We start from the raw sequence: 15,721 nt of genomic DNA, 5'->3' as shown, positions 1-15,721 counted from the left end.
CAGCGGGGCGGGTCCGTCTCGCTGCCGCGAGGGTGACCGGCTGCCCGCTTCTGATCAGGGGCGATAGACCGTTCCGGGCTCGGGAGCGGCCGGTGAGAGAAGCTCGGGGACCGTGACGAAGGTGTAACCGCGCTTCTTCAGCTCGGCGATGATGCCGGGCACGGCGGGGACGGTTCCGTCGTAGATGTCGTGCAGCAGGATGATGCCGTCACGCCCCGCCTGGTCGAGGATGCGCTCTTTGATGAGCTCGCTGTCGGTGGTCGAGTAGTCCTTGGCGGTGGCGCTCCACAGCACCTGGGAGAGGCCGAGCTCCTTGCTGACCTCAGTCACCTCGTCGTCGGTGCGGCCCTGGGGCGGGCGCATCAGCCGCGGCTTCTCTCCGGTGATCTCGGCTATGGCGTCCTGGGTACGTCCGAGTTCCTCGCGTATCTCCTCCTTGCCGAGCTGGTCGAGCCGCTTGTGGGTCCAGGTGTGGTTGGCGACCTCATGTCCCTCGGCGGCGAGGCGGCGCACGACGTCGGGGTGCTTGAGGACGTGGTTCTTGCCCAGGAGGAAGAACGTGGCGTGCACGTCCTCCTTCTTGAGGATGTCGAGCAGCTCCGGGGTGTCCCTGCCGGGGCCGGCGTCGAAGGTCAGGGCTATGCACTTGGCCTCGTCGCAGTCGACTGCGGGTCCGGACCTACCGCTCGCGGGCGGCTTGGCGTCGGACTTCGGGGCGTTCGCCCGGGCGTCGGAGGGCGAGGTGCTGTCGACGGAGCAGCCGCCGAGCAGGAGCGTGAGAGAGGCGGCGACGAGCGCCGGGACAACCCGGACCCGGCTTCTGTGCGTCTTCGTGGGCATGGTGGGACTCCCGGGTTCCTGGTGGTGTGCAGGCGCCGGCGCCTGCGGTGACGGCGCGGCCGGTGGTCGGCCGGTGGTCGGCCGGTGCGCACGGCTGCACTATACACAGCGTGTATACGTGGGGTTCATAGTGGGTCCGGGCTCGTGCGTCCGGCCTTCAAGTGGGGACTTCGTCATAGCTGACGGGCCATCAGATCGGCGCTACCGTGGGAACCATGGAGACCTTCCCCAAGATCATCTCGGTGGACGATCACACAGTGGAGCCCCCCAACGTCTGGCGGGACCGGCTCCCGTCGAAGTACGCCGACACGGCCCCGCGCATCATCCGCGCCCCCCTGAAGGAAATGACCTTCATGGGCGGCAAATTCGCGCCCGTGATGGGCGAGCCCGGCGACGAGGGACCGGTCGGCGACTGGTGGGTGTACGAGGACCTGCACCGGCCGCTCACCCGGCTGGACACGGCCGTCGGCTACGACCGCGACGAGATCAAGCTGGAGATCATCACCTACGAGCAGATGCGCCCCGGCTCGTACAGCGTCCCCGAGCGTCTGGCCGACATGGACGTCAACCACGTCCAGTCAGCCCTCTGCTTCCCGACCTTCCCCCGCTTCTGCGGCCAGACCTTCACCGAGGCCGCCGACCTCGAGCTGGGGCTGCTCGGAGTCCGGGCCTACAACGACTGGATGGTGGAGGAGTGGTGCGGACCCGAAGCCCGGGGCCGGCTCATCCCCCTCACCCTCGTTCCGCTGTGGGACGCGGAACTCGCCGCCGCCGAGGTCCGGCGCAACGCCGCGCGCGGGGTGCGTGCCGTGGCCTTCTCCGAGATACCGCCCCGCCTGGGCCTGCCGTCCATCCACAGCGACGACTGGGACCCCTTCCTCGCGGCCTGCGACGAGACCGGCACCGTCATCGCCATGCACATCGGGTCCTCGTCGAAGATGCCGTCCACCTCGGCGGACGCGCCCCCGGCGGTCGGCTCGACGATCACGTTCGCCAACTGCTGTTTCTCGATGGTCGACTGGTTGATGAGCGGCAAGTTCGAGCGCTTCCCCGGCGTGCGCGTCATGTACGCCGAGGGCCAGATCGGCTGGATCCCGTACATCCTCGAGCGCGCCGACGTCGTCTGGGAGGAGAACCGTGCCTGGGGCGGCGTGGCCGACAAGGTCACCCGGCCCCCGTCCGAACTCTTCGCGGAGCACGTCTACGGCTGCTTCTTCGACGACGCCTTCGGGCTGCGGAACCTCGACGCGATCGGCGCCGGCAACGTCCTCTACGAGACGGACTACCCGCACTCGGACTCGACCTGGCCGAAGTCGAAGGAGGTCGGTGAGACCCAGATGGGTCACCTGGCACCCGACGTCGTCGACCGGATCGTCCGCGGCAACGCGATCGACCTGCTGGGCCTGACGGCGGAGGGTCTCTGGTCGGGGCCGTGAGGCCCCGGACCGGGCCGGCCGGGGGCCGGCGCCGGGCGTCAGCCTTCGGCCGGCGCCTGGAACCCGGTGGTGTCGACGTGGCAGTCGAACGGGGCGGGGATGTGGATCTTCTCGCCGAACGGCACGGTGAGGTGGGAGGCGTATCCCTTTGGCGTCGGCGACCAGTAGACGGTGGCGCTGTCCTCCTGCATGTCGAGCAGGAGGTAGACAGGGACGCCGGCCTTGCCGTAGCGCTCGACCTTGTCGGTGAGATCGTCGTCGCGCGCCGAGGGTGAGGTCAACTCGGCGACGAAGGAGAGCCCTTCCCCATCCAGGTGGCGGCTCGTCGTTCGGCGGGTCTGGCGATGAGCGGCGTGGACGTTGGGGCCGTATGCCCGCTCCACGCCGGGGAACACGTAAAGTGCCGGAGCGGAGCTGATCCGGTGGCCCTCCGGAAGGCAGGGGTGCAGCTGGTCGCAGACCAGATCCATGACGTCGAGGTAATACGCCTTCGACCATGGTGACACGACGATGTTCCCCCTGATGATCTCGGCGTTGAAGCCGTCGGGCACGTTCAGCTCGTCGAGGGCTTCGCACAGCTCCTCGAAGCGGCGGGGGTCGGTGCCGTCTGTCGTCGGGCGTTCCAGCATCACCGTCATGATGCGCCTCCCTCGCGTGGCGGGCCAGTCGATACTCAGCGTAGTGGTCCTTCTCGACACGAGTGGTCGAATCCGCCCGGGAGCCCGTCGCGCACGGGCCGCAACGCTACCGTGACGCGCTGCGGCCCGGCACCATCGGGGCATGACGCTCTCCCTCGCAGAAGCAGACAAGATCCTCGCCGGCAACTTCGCGCCCTGGGTCCTCGAACTGGGACTGTCCGTCCTGGAGGCGGGCGACCTGCACGCCGTGCTGAGACTTCCCTGGGACGCCCGGCTGGCCCGGGAGGGCGGCGGGCTGAGCGGGCAGGCGCTGATGGCCGCCGCGGACACGGCAACCGTGATCGCCGTGTCTTCGGCGCGCGGCGCGTTCGTCCCGATGACAACGGTCCAGCAGTCCACCACTTTCCAGCGGTCCGTCGTCGGCACCGACGTACTGGTCGACGCGCGCCTCACCAAGCTGGGCAGGCGCATGGCCTTCGCCGACGTCACCATGACCGCCGAGGGCGCGGACGGCCCGGCCGCGCGGGCCTCGACCGTCTACGCACTGCTGGGCTGAAACACCCTCGCATCCGCACCCCTTGTCTGATGGCGCGTCAGCTACGACGATGGCGAACAGTCGTTTGTGACGGTCCGTCAGATTGTGGGGAGACTCCATGGTGGCGTACGGGATGCAGCTTCCGGTCCAGTCCCAGAGCACCCTCTACGCCGAACCCTGGGAGGTCGAGGCCGGCCCGCAGGACCTCGCCGAGATCGCCCGGGCAGCCGACCGGGCCGGCTTCGCGTATGTCGCCGCCTGCGACCACGTCGCCATCCCGCGCCGCCTCGCGGACGCCATGTCCACGGTCTGGTACGACCCGGTAGCCACTCTGTCGTTCCTCGCGGGAGTGACTGAGCGGGTCCGGCTGCTGAGCCATGTCGCCGTCGTGGGTCTGCGTCACCCCCTGCTGACGGCCAAGCAGTACGCGACCCTCGACCACCTCTCCGGCGGACGCCTGATCCTCGGTGTCGGGGCCGGGCACGTGCGGGAGGAGTTCGAGGCCCTCGGCGTCGACTTCGACGCCCGCGGCCCCGTCCTCGACGAGACGCTCGACGCGCTGCGGGCGGCGCTCGGCCCCGAGGAGTTCCCCGAGTTCGGGGGGGAGCGGTACTCCTTCAAGGGCATGGGGCAACGGCCGCGGCCCGCCCAGGCGCGCGTCCCCGTGTGGGTCGGCGGCTCCTCGCCTGCCGCTGTGCGCCGGGCTGCGCTCAAGGGTGACGGCTGGCTGCCGCAGGGCGACCCGCGCGACAAGCTGCCCGCTCGGATCGCCCGGATCAAGGAGCTGCGCGAGGCGGCCGGCATCGAGGCGCCCATCACGATCGGTGCCATCACCGAACCCCTCTACGTCGGCGAACCGAACTGGCGCACCGGTCGCAGAACGCTGACCGGCAAGCCGGGTGCCCTCGCCGAGTCGCTGCGCGCCTACGCGGTGATGGGCGTGCACCAGATCCAGGTGCGGTTCCGCAGCAGGAGCCGCAGCGAACTCACCGACCAGATGGCGGCCTTCGCCGCCGACGTCGCCCCGCACCTCGACTGAGCAGGGAGAGCACGCATGGGCAAGCTGGACGGACGCGTCGTCCTCATCACGGGCGCGGCGCGCGGGCAGGGGGAGCAGGAGGCGAGGCTGTTCGCCGCGGAGGGCGCGCGGGTGGTCCTCGCGGACGTCCTCGACGAGCCGGGCGAACCGCTCGCCAAGGAGATCGGCGGTCTCTACGTCCACCTGGACGTGAGCCGTGAGGCCGACTGGACGGCAGCGGTGGCCGCGGCGAAGGACGCCTACGGGAAGGTCGACGGACTGGTCAACAACGCGGGCATCCTGCGCTTCAACGAGCTGGTCTCGACCCCGCTGGAGGAGTTCCAGCTGATCACGCAGGTCAACCAGGTCGGCACGTTCCTCGGCATCCGCACTCTCGCCCCCGAGCTCGAGGCGGCCGGCGGCGGCACGATCGTCAACACCGCCTCGTACACGGCGCTCACGGGGATGGCGTACGTGGGCGCCTACGCCGCCTCCAAGCACGCGATCCTCGGTCTGACGCGGGTGGCGGCGCTGGAGCTGGCGGCGAAGGGCGTCCGGGTCAACGCGGTCTGCCCGGGCGCCGTGGACACCCCGATGAGCAATCCGGAGGGCGCGGACCCAGGGGCGATCGAGGGCCTGTACCGCACGCTCGTGCCGCTCGGCCGGGTCGGCCGGCCGGAGGAGGTCGCGAAACTGGCGCTCTTCCTGACCGGCGACGACTCCTCCTACATCACCGGCCAGCCGTTCGTGATCGACGGCGGATGGCTGGCGGGCGTCAGCGTGCTCTGACGGGCTGTCATCTCTTGACTGCTCGGGCACCCGGTGGAACAGTCGACCCCATCCAGATCTGACGGTGCGTCAGAAACTGTCGGAAACCTTAAGGCGGTGAACCCCCTTGGAATTCGGCCTCTTTGTCCAGGGATACCTCGGCAAGCGCGCCGAGACCGACCCCTTCGCCGAGCACAAGGCGCTGATGGAGGAGACCGAGTACGTCATCCAGGCGGACAGGTCCGGGTTCAAGTACGCCTGGGCCTCCGAGCACCACTTCCTGGAGGAGTACTCCCACCTGTCGGCCAACGACGTCTTCCTCGGCTACCTCGCCCACGCGACCGAACGGATCCACCTCGGCTCCGGGATCTTCAACCCCCTGGCCCCCGTCAACCACCCGGTCAAGGTCGCGGAGAAGGTCGCGATGCTCGACCACCTCTCCCAGGGCCGCTTCGAATTCGGCTCCGGCCGGGGCGCCGGATCCCACGAGATCCTCGGATTCATGCCGGGCATCACCGACATGAACCACACCAAGGAGATCTGGGAGGAGACGATCGCCGAGTTCCCCAAGATGTGGCTGCAGGACGAGTACGTCGGCTTCCAGGGCAAACACTGGTCCCTCCCGCCGCGGAAGATCCTCCCCAAGCCGTACGGGGCCGCCCACCCGCCCATGTGGTACGCGGCCGGATCCCCGTCCTCGTACGCCATGGCCGGCAAGAAGGGCCTCGGGGTACTGGGCTTCAGCGTCCAGAAGGTCTCCGACATGGAGTGGGTCCTCGAGTCCTACAAGAGCGCCGTGAAGGAGGCGAAGGCGGTCGGCGCGTTCGTCAACGACAACGTGATGGTGACGTCGACGGCGATCTGCGCGGAGACGCACGAGCGCGCGGTCGAGATCGCGGTCGGGGGCGGGCTGAACTACCTGCAGTCCCTGCTCTTCCGCTACCACGACACGTTCCCCCGGCCGGACGGGATCCCGGAGTGGCCGGAACTGCTGCCGGAGTACACGGCGGAGATCGTCGAGCTGCTGATAGCCGAGGAGTTGATGATCTGCGGCGACCCGGGCGAGGTGCTGCAGCAGTGCAAGCGGTGGGAGCAGGCGGGGGCGGACCAGCTGTCGTTCGGGCTGCCGATCGGGGTGTCGTACGAGGACACGATGACGACGATCCGGCTGATCGGGGAGCACGTGATCCCCCAGATCGACACGGACCCGGTCCACCGCACGACGCGCTTCCGCGAGGCGGCCTGACACATCCGCGTGGGCGGCGGGTGGTGCCGCTGCGCGGGGCTGTTCCCCTACCCGCCCCTTCCCGTAACCGGGGCAAGCCCCGGGCCCCGTACCGCGCTTCGCGCGGTGTCCTCAATCGCCGGACGGGTTGCAGTTGCCGCTCTGCGGCAATCCAGCCCCGCCGGCGTTTGAGGCGCGGGGGTCCGGGGGCGGAGCCCCCGGTTCGGGAAGGGGCGGGGTGGGGAGCAGCTCCCGCGCAGCGGCACGCACCCCGTACACCCCCGCCCGCCCCCGCCGCGCACCCCAAGGCACGGGCGGCGTCTTCCCGGACCGCCGCCCGTACCGGCCCGGTCGGAGGGTGCGCCGCGGCCGCGGCCGGCCGCGGCGTCCTTCGACCGGGCCACGTCGGAACCCCACCCGCAGAAGGGGAGACCATGCTCGCCCACCTCATCCGCAACGCGACCGTCGTCGACGGCACCGGCGCCCCCGCCCACCGCGCCGACGTCGGCATCGGTGGCGACGGCCGCATCGCCGTCGCCGCCCCGCCCGGCCGCGTCACAGAACTCGCACGCACCACAGAGGACGCCACCGGTCTCGTCCTCGCCCCCGGCTTCGTCGACCCGCACACCCACTACGACGCCCAGCTGTTCTGGGACCCGTACGCCACCCCGTCGCTCAACCACGGCGTGACCACCGTCGCCGGCGGCAACTGCGGCTTCACGCTCGCCCCGCTCAACCCGGCCCGTCCCGAGGACGCCGACTACACGCGCCGGATGATGTCCCGGGTCGAGGGCATGTCCCTCGTGGCGCTGGAGCAGGGCGCGCCCTGGAGCTGGCACACCTTCGGCGAGTACCTCGACGCGCTCGACGGCCGCATCGCCGTCAACGCGGGGTTCATGGTCGGCCACTGCGCCCTGCGCCGCCACGTCATGGGGCCGGACGCAGTCGGCGGCACGCCGACTGCCGTCCAACTCGACACCATGACCGCCCTCTTGCACGACGCGATGGACACCGGCGCCTGGGGGCTGTCCACCACCCAGTCCGCCACCCACTCCGACGGCGACGGCATGCCCGTCGCCTCCCGCCATGCCCGTCCCGACGAGCTTCTCGCGCTGTCCAAGGCGGTGGGGGAGCACGAGGGCACCCAGCTCGAGGCGATCGTCGCGGGCTGCCTCGACCAGTTCGGGGACGAGGAGATCGATCTCCTCGTCGAGATGAGCGCCGCCGCGGGACGGCCGCTCAACTGGAACGTGCTGACCATCGACGCCTCCGTCCCCGAGCGCGTACCGCGCCAGCTGGTCCCGTCCGAGCGCGCCCGCAAGGCCGGTGGGCGGATCGTCGCGCTCACCATGCCGATCCTGACGCCGATGAACATGTCCCTGGGCACGTTCTGCGCGCTGAACCTCATCCCCGGCTGGGGCGATGTCCTGTCGCTGCCCGTCCCCGAGCGCGTCGCGAAGCTCCGCGACCCGGCGACGCGCGCCGAGATGCTGCGCCGCGCCGATTCCAAGGAGGCCGGCGTGTTCCGCCGGCTCGCGAACTTCGGCCGTTACGTCATCGGCGACACGTACACCCCCGAGAACGAGGCTCTGACCGGCCGGGTCGTCCGCGACATCGCCGCCGAGCGCGGGCAGGACCCTTTCCAGTGCCTCGTGGAGATCTGCGCCAACGACGATCTGCGCACGGTCCTCTGGCCCATGCCCACCGACAACGACCCGGACTCCTGGGCCCTGCGTGTGGAAACGTGGCAGCACGAGGACGTGCTGCTCGGCGGCTCGGACGCCGGCGCGCACCTGGACCGGATGTGCGGCGCCCCCTACACGACCCGTTTCCTCGGCGACTGTCTGCGGGGCCGGAAGCTGGTGGGCCTGGAGCAGGCGGTGAAGATGCTGACCGACGATCCGGCGCGGCTTTTCGGTCTGCGGGGACGCGGCCGGATCGCTGTGGGCCACCACGCCGACCTGGTCCTTTTCGACCCGGAGCGGATCGACGCCGGCCCGGCGACGCTCGTGCACGACCTGCCGGGCGACAGCCCGCGACTGGACGCGAAAGCCATCGGCGTCGTGTCGGTCCGCGTCAACGGCGTGGAGACGATACGCAACGACGAGGTGACCGGTGCCGTACCGGGCATCGTTCTTCGTTCGGGACGGGACACCAGGACGGTGTCGACCCGATGAGGGCGCAGCGGCTGTTCATCGCGGGGGAGTGGGCCGAGCCGGACGACGGCCACTACGAGGTGATCGACCCGGCCACGGAGGAGGTCGTCGGGCTCGCGCCCGAGGCGAGCCGTGCCCAGGTCCGGGACGCCGCGGCCGCCGCCCGTGCGGCTTTCCCGGCGTGGTCCCGTACGAAGCCGGAGGAGCGGGCCGCGATCCTGGACCGGGCGGCCTCCCTCATCCAGCGGGACAGCGACGCGCACACGGACCTCGCCCGCGCCGAGAGCGGCGCGACGACGGCGACCGCGCGCGGTATGCAGGTCGCGGTCGGCGCGGCCCGCTTCCGCCGCTACGCCAAGGGCGCGCTGGAGCCGGTCGAGCAGGCCGTGCCGCCGCAGATCAACGCCGCGGGACCGATGGGCAGGTCGGGGATCTTCGGCGCGATCGCCGTCCGCCGCCCGGTCGGCGTGGTCACCTGCATCACCTCGTACAACAATCCGTGGGCGAACCCGGCCGGCAAGGTCGCGCCCGCGCTGGCGGTGGGCAACACGGTCGTCGTGAAGCCCGCGCCGCAGGACCCCCTGTCGGTCTACCGGATGGCGGCGGCGCTGGAGGAGGCCGGAGCACCGCCCGGCACGGTCAACGTGGTCACCGGTTCCGCGCCGGCCGTCGGCGAGGCGGCCGTCGACTCCCCGGACGTCGACATGGTCAGCTTCACCGGTTCGACGGCGGTCGGGCAGCGGATCGCCGAGGTGTGCGGCCGAGGGATGAAGCGGCAGCTGATGGAGCTCGGCGGCAAGGGCGCGGCGCTCGTCTTCGACGACGCGGACATCGGGGCGGCGGTCCGCGGGATCGGCACGACGTTCTCCTTCTACAGCGGGCAGATCTGTACGGCGCCGACGCGGGTGATCGCGCAGCGCGGGGTGTACGACCGCCTCGTCGAGGGGCTCGCGCGGTACGCCGCCCATCTGAAGGTCGGCGACCCGTCCGACCCGGCGACGGTCGTCGGCCCGGTCATCTCCGCGGCGCACCGCGACCGCGTGGAGTCGTACGTCGAGCTGGGCAGGAAGGAGGGCGCGCGCGTGGTGGCGGGCGGCGAGCGCCCCGCGTACGACAGGGGCTTCTATGTCGCGCCGACCCTCTTGGCCGACTGCACCAACGACATGCGGGTGGTGCGGGAGGAGATCTTCGGCCCTGTGGTGGTCGTGGTGGCGTTCGACGACGAGGAGGAGGGCGTCGCGCTCGCCGACGACAGCGACTACGGCCTGATCGACTACGTCTGGTCCAGGGATGTGGCGCGGGCGTTCCGGGTGGCGGGGGAGCTGCGGGCGGGCGGGGTCGGGGTGAACACGGTCGGCCGGAACATGGAGGCGCCGTTCGGCGGGTTCAAGAGGAGCGGGGTGGGCAGGGACGTCGGCTCGTACGCGCTGCATGCATACAGCGAGCTCCAGGCGGTGGTGTGGCCGGGCTGACGAAGGCCGCAGCCCTTGTGCCGGCGGGGCCCGAAAATGGAGCGGGAAATTTTGCAACCCGACAAAACGGACGTCGCTGCGGTTTTCGCGTTCCGGGCGGGAGGGTAGGTCACCTCGTGATGTGCTGCCGGTAACGCCTGTTTACCTTGCAAACATTCATCATGCGCCGATCCATCCTTCGAATTGAACCCGGAGCGTCGGTCCGGTATCCGGATCTCGATCTTCCGGATGTGGAAACCGCAGCACTTAACGTCCTCCTCATGACTCAGCTCGATGCGCGGCCACAGGCCGGAGAAACGGTACGGAGCGCCCCCGACGGGGGTGTCCGCACCAAGGGCCTCGGCGGGAACTCCGTCGGCCTGATGGGCGGAGCCGTCATCGGCGTCTCGACAGTCGCCCCCGTTTACTGCCTGACCTCCACCCTGGGGCCGACCGTCTCGGAAGTCGGGCTCCAGATGCCCGCGATCTTCCTGGCGGGCTTTCTCCCGATGCTGCTCGTGGCCTTCGCGTACCGCGAGCTCAACAAGGCAGTGCCGGACTGCGGCACCTCCTTCACATGGTCGGTGAAGGCCTTCGGGCCCAAGATCGGCTGGATGTGCGGCTGGGGCCTGCTGGTGGCCACCGTCGTGGTCCTCTCCAACCTTGCCGGCGTGGCCACGTCGTTCTTCTGGCTCACCGCCGGGGAGATCACGGGCAGCGGTAGTGTCGCCGCCCTCGACGGCAACAAGGCCGTCCACATCCTCACCACCCTCGCCTTCATCGCCATCGCCACGGCGATCAGCTACCGGGGCATCACCGCGACCAAGTGGGTCCAGTACGCCCTGGTCGGACTCCAGCTCACCGTCATCGTCATCTTCGCCGCCATGGCGGTCATGAAGTCCGACGAGGTGGCGGGCTCCCTGGACTTCTCGCTGTCCTGGATGAACCCCTTCGGTATCGAGTCCTTCTCCGCCTTCACCGCCGGACTCTCCCTCTCGATCTTCATCTACTGGGGCTGGGACGCCTGTCTGTCCATCAACGAGGAGAGTGTCGGCAGCTCCCGCACGCCCGGCCGCTCCGCCATGCTCGCCATGGTCGTCATCGTCGCCTCGTACCTGATGGTCGCCATCGCCGTGCAGATGTACGCCGGCATCGGTGAGGAGGGCACCGGCCTCGGCAATCCGGACACCTCCGACAACGTGTTCGCCGTCCTGGCCGACCCGATCATGGGCTCCGGTCTCGGCATCCTGCTCTTCGTCGCGGTGCTCGCATCCGCCGCGGCGAGCCTGCAGACCACCTTCATCCCGGTCGCCCGTACCGCTCTCGCGATGAGCGCGTACGACGCCATGCCGAAGGCTTTCGCCACGGTCCACCCGCGCTTCAAGACCCCCGGCCTCGCCACCGTGGCCGCGGGCATCGCCACCGGCGCCTTCTACACGGTGATGAGCCTTGTCAGTGAGAACGTCCTCGTCGACACCATCTACGCCCTCGGCCTGATGATCTGCTTCTACTACTCGATCACGGCCTTCGCCTGCGTCTGGTTCTTCCGCAAGGAGCTGACCCGGTCGACCGCCAACCTGCTCGTCAAGGGCGTCCTGCCCGGCGTCGGCGGCCTGATGCTCACCGCCGTCTTCGCCAAGACCCTCTACGACATGTGGGACCCGGCCTACGGCTCCGGCTCGTCGGTCCTCGGCATGGGCTCGGTCTTCGTCATCGGCGTCGGCCTGCTCCTGCTCGGAGTCGTCCTGATGCTCGTCATGCAGCGCCGCAGCCCGGCGTTCTTCCGGGGCGAGGTGCTGACGAAGGAGACACCGTCGCTGGTCATGGCGGACTGAGCAGCCGCCTGAGCCCCCCGACTGTCGGTGCCGGGTCCTGAAGTCGCCGGCCTGACGCAGCCGTTGACCAAGCCGTTGGTCCGCGCCAAGGAAGCCGGCGGGACCCCGCTCTTCCCGACCGGCAAGGACCGCCGACGGGGAGAGCGGTGTCCGGTAGAGCGGGAGCCGGGGGCCGGCGGCCGTTCCGGCGTCACGCCGTGCGCTCGGCCGATCCGCGCTCGACGCAGAACTCGTTGCCCTCCAGGTCCGCAAGCGTCACCCACCCCCGGCCGTCCGGGACACGGTGGTCGCCCACCAGGGTCGCCCCCAGGGCCAGCAGACGTTCCACCTCCGCGTCCCGGCTGCGGTCCGTCGGCACGATGTCCAGGTGGACGCGGTTCTTCAGAGTCTTCGGCTCGGGGACGGTGACGAACAGCAGCGCCCCGCCCTTCGACTCGACGAGCGCCTCGGGGTCGCCGGGCGCGTCCTCGTCGGAGACCCGGGCGTCGAGCACCTCGGCCCAGAAGGCGGCCAGCCGGTAGGCGTCGGCGCAGTCGATGGTGATGTGGCGTACAAGAGATCCCATGTTCGGGACCCTAGGGGCCGCGAGTGTCTCCGACATCTCCTTTTCTCCGCCCCCGGTTGTGTGCCGCCGCCGGTCACCGCCCGCCGAGGAAGACCGGATTGGTGAGCGCGGCAGGTGCCCCCGGCAGCGGCGGCATCACGGGCGGGTGCCGCACCTCTGCGCGTACGTAGGTGGCGTACTGCGGGGCCGTACGCCACTCCACCGTGCCCGCGCCGTCCGCCGGCAACGCCGCCGTGTGCAGCACGCCCTGGTCGGTGACAAAGCGGACCGAGCAGCCGGGCGCGCCCGTCACCTCCAGCCGTACCGTCACCGGATCGTCGTCCGCCACCCGCAGCCGCTCGCCGATGCCCGCGTGCCGCCCGCGCCCGCCCGCTGCGGAGAACCTCACCGTGACGTCCTTGGACTCGGCGATGTAACTGCGCCCGGCCCTGATCCCTTCGAGGATCGCCTCGCGCGTCAGATCATCGGCGAGCACGACGGTCTGCGGTGTCCCGATCGGATCCGGGTCGCGGTGCGCGTCACTGCTGCCCATGGCCGCTGTCCAGCGCCTCCCGCCGCGGGCGGCTACGGCGAGCGCGCTGTCCCAGTCGGCGAGCGAGACCTCGTCGTCGGGCGTGTACGGCCCGTTCCAGATCTCCACTGCATCGGCGTCCCCGAAGCCGAACTTCCAGTTGCAGCCGATGCAGGTGGCGTGCGGATGCGCCGGTACGACAAGGCCGCCGGCGCGCCGGATCTGGCGGGCGTAGTGCCCGAAGCGGTTGTCGCGCGCCCGGTAGCGCCAGTCGACGAACGTCCCCGGGTCGGTACCCAGCGCCACCACATGCCCATTGCGGGTGGTGACCTCCTCGCCGAGCAGAATCAGCAGATCACCGCCCGCCTGATCGGCCCAATGGGCGTGCGCGGAGTGGGTGTTGTGCTCGGACGAGTTGATGAAGTCGAGCCCGGCGGTCCGCGCGAGGGCGGCGATCTCCGCGGGGGTGCGCCTGCCGTCCGAGTGCCAGGAGTGGATGTGGCAGTCGCCCCGGTACCAGGCGCGCCCGCGCCCCTTTGCGCGTTCCGCGGGATAAACCGGCTGCCGGCCCTCCGGCGTGCGCCCGTACTCGAGCGTGACGGTGACCTCGTAGGCGAGGCCCTGCGGCGCGACGGTGTACGGCCCGAGGGCGATGTACCAGGTGCCGGGGCGGACCGGGCCGGGGATGTACCCGGGAGTGGCGTCGTCCGCCCGGACGAAGAACTCGGACCGAGCCCCGCCCGACCACCCCCGGAAGCCTTCGCCTCCCGGCTTGGTGCCGCGCTCGTCGAAGAGGCCGATGTCGAGGGCGTTGCCGGCCGTGCCGGCGGGGACGGCCGGCTTCTCGTACGTGTACGAGACACGGATCTCCCGTACGCCGCGCGGCACTTCGACCGGCAGGTAGACGTAGTCGGGCGAGCCGGGCGGCAGCGTGCCGCGCACGACCTCGGTCTGCGTGCCGCCGTCGCGCGGCGCCGCGCCTGCGCCTGCGCTGGGGCTCGCGCTCGCGAAGCTCATGGGCGTCAGCGTAAGGGCGGCCGCGGCCCCCGTCGCGAGCAGTCCGCGCCGAGCCATCGCGTGTCCTGCGTGGCCGGTGTGTCCTGCGTGTTCTTCCTCGTTGCACATGCCGTCGGCTCCCCAGGGTGTCGAGAGGGACAGGAGTGATGCAGCCTGCAGTCGAACCCTGGTATTGAGCCGTTAACGTGCGGCCAAGGGAAGGGATTTGACGAACGGCGCCGTCATGACCGGCGACGAGCGATCCCCCTGAGGCATACGTTGGGCGTATGCGGATCTCGACCACCATCTTCCTGACCGACGAGACGATCAGCCCGGTGCGGCTGGCCCGGGAGCTGGAGCAGCGGGGCTTCGCCGGCCTGTACGTCCCGGAACACACCCACATTCCGGTGGAGCGCACCACCGGCTACCCGGCGGGCGGCGAACTGCCGAGCGAGTACGGCCGCACCCTCGACCCGTTCGTGGCCCTGGCGCAGGCGGCGGCCGTGACGTCGAGGCTGACTCTCGGCACCGGCATCACCCTGGTCGCCCAGCACGACCCGATCGACCTGGCGAAGCAGATCGCCACGCTGGACCACGTCTCCGGCGGCCGTTTCACGCTGGGCGTCGGCTTCGGCTGGAACAAGGAGGAGGCGGCGGACCACGGGGTCGAGTGGCCGACGCGCCGTGAGCTCGTGCTGGACCGGATGCGGCTGATGCGAGCCCTGTGGGCGCCGGAACCCACCGCGTACAAGGGGGAGTTCGGATCGGTCCGCCCGTCCTCGGCCTTCCCCAAGCCGGCCGGGGGAGCCCCCCGCATCCTGGTCGGCGGCGCGGCGGGCCCGAAGCTGTTCTCCCACATCACGGAGTACGCGGACGGCTGGCTTCCGATCGGCGGCCGGGGCCTCACGGAGACGGTGCCCCAGCTGCGTGCCGCGTGGGAGTCGGCGGGCCGCGACCCGAAGACCCTCCAGATCGTCCCGTACGCGGTCCTCCCGTCGCCGGGCAAGCTGGCGCACTACGCGGAGTTGGACGTGGAGGAGGTCGTCCTGCAACTGCCCCCGGAGGGCGAGCCGGAGGTCCTGCGAGTGCTGGACGAGTACGCGCAGTATCTGTGACACCGCCGGAATCGGGGGGCTCGGTCAGTGCACTCTGCCCACGTGCAGGACGACAACCGTCACGACGTGGTCGCTGATCTCGTACAGCACCCGGTATCGGCCGACGTGCAGACGCATGAGATCGGGGGAGCCGTACTCGACGGCGCCCGCCGGTCGCGGTTCGTCCGCGAGTAGGTCGACCGAGGCGAACAGTTGCCGAAGGCCCTCGGGGTCGTCCTTGAGGAAGCCTGCTGCGGCATCGGTGGCCTGAAGCCGCCAGATGATCTGATAGCTCACTCGGAATCCAGGCCGAGTCGGGCTCGAACCTCTTCGTGCGGGACGCCTTCGAAAGTCCCGGCCACCTTCTCGACCCGGTATTCCGCGACGGCCAGAGCATCTTCGAGCTCGGCCAGCTCCTTGGGATTGATCAGTACCGCGGCGGGCTGACCATGATCGGTGATCGTGATGCGTTCCCGGGCGTACGAAGCGCGGCGGACGAGCGCGCCGAACTGGGCGCGGGCTTCGGTGATCGGCAACATCTCACTCATGGGCAAAACTGTACACTTTTGTAGCTCGGCGAGCAGGGCTTCCGCATTCATTGAGCTTTCCTCTTTCTTGTTCCGGGCCGATGGCGAGGCGCGTCGTTGTTCGAG

At 70.2% G+C, this 15,721-nt stretch carries 15 protein-coding genes; 9 read left to right on the top strand and 6 right to left on the bottom strand.

Features of this window, described 5'->3' with window-relative positions; translation table 11 throughout:
* Positions 1–54: 54 nt before the first annotated feature.
* Positions 55–840 (bottom strand): polysaccharide deacetylase family protein, encoded by a 786-nt coding sequence (locus ACZ4SA_RS03895; protein ID WP_468269495.1) that lies wholly within the window; start codon positions 838–840, stop codon positions 55–57.
* 215 nt (positions 841–1,055) lie between these two features.
* Here ACZ4SA_RS03895 and ACZ4SA_RS03890 point away from each other — a divergent pair, with 215 nt between their 5' ends.
* Positions 1,056–2,276, top strand: coding sequence for an amidohydrolase family protein (locus ACZ4SA_RS03890; protein ID WP_468269493.1), 1,221 nt, complete (start codon positions 1,056–1,058; stop codon positions 2,274–2,276).
* Positions 2,277–2,314: 38 nt separating this feature from the next.
* Here the strand turns inward: ACZ4SA_RS03890 and ACZ4SA_RS03885 are convergent, their stop codons facing one another.
* Positions 2,315–2,914, bottom strand: a complete 600-nt coding sequence (locus tag ACZ4SA_RS03885; protein ID WP_468269491.1) for a Uma2 family endonuclease — start codon at positions 2,912–2,914, stop codon at positions 2,315–2,317.
* A 142-nt stretch (positions 2,915–3,056) separates the two neighbouring features.
* Between ACZ4SA_RS03885 and ACZ4SA_RS03880 the strand changes: the two genes are divergently transcribed.
* The 7 genes from ACZ4SA_RS03880 to ACZ4SA_RS03850 all read left to right on the top strand — a co-directional run bounded on the left by ACZ4SA_RS03880 (position 3,057) and on the right by ACZ4SA_RS03850 (position 11,902).
* Complete coding sequence (locus ACZ4SA_RS03880; protein ID WP_468269489.1) at positions 3,057–3,470, top strand: PaaI family thioesterase; 414 nt, start codon at positions 3,057–3,059, stop codon at positions 3,468–3,470.
* A gap of 97 nt (positions 3,471–3,567) precedes the next feature.
* Complete coding sequence (locus ACZ4SA_RS03875) at positions 3,568–4,488, top strand: LLM class F420-dependent oxidoreductase (RefSeq protein WP_468269487.1); 921 nt, start codon at positions 3,568–3,570, stop codon at positions 4,486–4,488.
* Positions 4,489–4,503: 15 nt separating this feature from the next.
* A complete protein-coding gene (locus ACZ4SA_RS03870; RefSeq protein ID WP_468269485.1) occupies positions 4,504–5,256 on the top strand; it encodes an SDR family NAD(P)-dependent oxidoreductase in 753 nt (250 codons plus the stop codon).
* Positions 5,257–5,362: 106 nt separating this feature from the next.
* Positions 5,363–6,481 carry an LLM class flavin-dependent oxidoreductase gene (locus ACZ4SA_RS03865; RefSeq protein ID WP_468269483.1) on the top strand — a complete coding sequence of 373 codons (1,119 nt, stop codon included), beginning with the start codon at positions 5,363–5,365 and terminating at the stop codon, positions 6,479–6,481.
* 413 nt (positions 6,482–6,894) lie between these two features.
* On the top strand, positions 6,895–8,637 hold the full coding sequence (locus tag ACZ4SA_RS03860) for an N-acyl-D-amino-acid deacylase family protein (RefSeq protein WP_468269481.1): 1,743 nt from the start codon (positions 6,895–6,897) through the stop codon (positions 8,635–8,637).
* Positions 8,634–10,088, top strand: coding sequence for an aldehyde dehydrogenase family protein (locus tag ACZ4SA_RS03855; protein ID WP_468269479.1), 1,455 nt, complete (start codon positions 8,634–8,636; stop codon positions 10,086–10,088). The genes ACZ4SA_RS03860 and ACZ4SA_RS03855 overlap by 4 nt, the downstream gene beginning before the upstream one ends.
* 260 nt (positions 10,089–10,348) lie before the next feature.
* Entirely contained in the window at positions 10,349–11,902 is a 1,554-nt protein-coding gene (locus tag ACZ4SA_RS03850) for an APC family permease (protein ID WP_468269477.1), read from the top strand.
* A gap of 190 nt (positions 11,903–12,092) precedes the next feature.
* Here ACZ4SA_RS03850 and ACZ4SA_RS03845 read toward each other — a convergent pair whose 3' ends face one another.
* Positions 12,093–12,467 (bottom strand): VOC family protein, encoded by a 375-nt coding sequence (locus ACZ4SA_RS03845; protein WP_468269475.1) that lies wholly within the window; start codon positions 12,465–12,467, stop codon positions 12,093–12,095.
* Between the two features lie 73 nt (positions 12,468–12,540).
* Positions 12,541–14,103, bottom strand: coding sequence for a CehA/McbA family metallohydrolase (locus ACZ4SA_RS03840; protein ID WP_468269473.1), 1,563 nt, complete (start codon positions 14,101–14,103; stop codon positions 12,541–12,543).
* A gap of 158 nt (positions 14,104–14,261) precedes the next feature.
* Here ACZ4SA_RS03840 and ACZ4SA_RS03835 point away from each other — a divergent pair, with 158 nt between their 5' ends.
* On the top strand, positions 14,262–15,089 hold the full coding sequence (locus ACZ4SA_RS03835) for an LLM class F420-dependent oxidoreductase (RefSeq protein WP_468269471.1): 828 nt from the start codon (positions 14,262–14,264) through the stop codon (positions 15,087–15,089).
* A gap of 24 nt (positions 15,090–15,113) precedes the next feature.
* Here the strand turns inward: ACZ4SA_RS03835 and ACZ4SA_RS03830 are convergent, their stop codons facing one another.
* Both ACZ4SA_RS03830 and ACZ4SA_RS03825 read right to left on the bottom strand, forming a co-directional pair.
* Entirely contained in the window at positions 15,114–15,365 is a 252-nt protein-coding gene (locus tag ACZ4SA_RS03830) for a type II toxin-antitoxin system RelE family toxin (protein WP_468269469.1), read from the bottom strand.
* Positions 15,362–15,616 (bottom strand): type II toxin-antitoxin system Phd/YefM family antitoxin, encoded by a 255-nt coding sequence (locus ACZ4SA_RS03825; RefSeq protein WP_468269826.1) that lies wholly within the window; start codon positions 15,614–15,616, stop codon positions 15,362–15,364. Before ACZ4SA_RS03825 ends, ACZ4SA_RS03830 begins: the two co-directional genes overlap by 4 nt.
* Between the last annotated feature and the right edge of the window lie 105 nt (positions 15,617–15,721).

Source organism: Streptomyces sp. NPDC027962, from assembly GCF_055566095.1.
Note: the sequence above shows the minus strand (reverse complement) of the source record. Positions and strands in the feature narration are given on the sequence as shown.

What these genes read in the sequence shown, in the direction of transcription:
- ACZ4SA_RS03895 (WP_468269495.1), bottom strand. Translation starts at nt 840, where the DNA reads ATGCCCACGAAGACGCACAGAAGCCGGGTCCGGGTTGTCCCGGCGCTC.
- ACZ4SA_RS03890 (WP_468269493.1), top strand. Translation starts at nt 1,056, where the DNA reads ATGGAGACCTTCCCCAAGATCATCTCGGTGGACGATCACACAGTGGAG.
- ACZ4SA_RS03885 (WP_468269491.1), bottom strand. Translation starts at nt 2,914, where the DNA reads ATGACGGTGATGCTGGAACGCCCGACGACAGACGGCACCGACCCCCGC.
- ACZ4SA_RS03880 (WP_468269489.1), top strand. Translation starts at nt 3,057, where the DNA reads ATGACGCTCTCCCTCGCAGAAGCAGACAAGATCCTCGCCGGCAACTTC.
- ACZ4SA_RS03875 (WP_468269487.1), top strand. Translation starts at nt 3,568, where the DNA reads ATGGTGGCGTACGGGATGCAGCTTCCGGTCCAGTCCCAGAGCACCCTC.
- ACZ4SA_RS03870 (WP_468269485.1), top strand. Translation starts at nt 4,504, where the DNA reads ATGGGCAAGCTGGACGGACGCGTCGTCCTCATCACGGGCGCGGCGCGC.
- ACZ4SA_RS03860 (WP_468269481.1), top strand. Translation starts at nt 6,895, where the DNA reads ATGCTCGCCCACCTCATCCGCAACGCGACCGTCGTCGACGGCACCGGC.
- ACZ4SA_RS03855 (WP_468269479.1), top strand. Translation starts at nt 8,634, where the DNA reads ATGAGGGCGCAGCGGCTGTTCATCGCGGGGGAGTGGGCCGAGCCGGAC.
- ACZ4SA_RS03850 (WP_468269477.1), top strand. Translation starts at nt 10,349, where the DNA reads ATGACTCAGCTCGATGCGCGGCCACAGGCCGGAGAAACGGTACGGAGC.
- ACZ4SA_RS03845 (WP_468269475.1), bottom strand. Translation starts at nt 12,467, where the DNA reads ATGGGATCTCTTGTACGCCACATCACCATCGACTGCGCCGACGCCTAC.
- ACZ4SA_RS03840 (WP_468269473.1), bottom strand. Translation starts at nt 14,103, where the DNA reads ATGTGCAACGAGGAAGAACACGCAGGACACACCGGCCACGCAGGACAC.
- ACZ4SA_RS03835 (WP_468269471.1), top strand. Translation starts at nt 14,262, where the DNA reads ATGCGGATCTCGACCACCATCTTCCTGACCGACGAGACGATCAGCCCG.
- ACZ4SA_RS03825 (WP_468269826.1), bottom strand. Translation starts at nt 15,616, where the DNA reads ATGAGTGAGATGTTGCCGATCACCGAAGCCCGCGCCCAGTTCGGCGCG.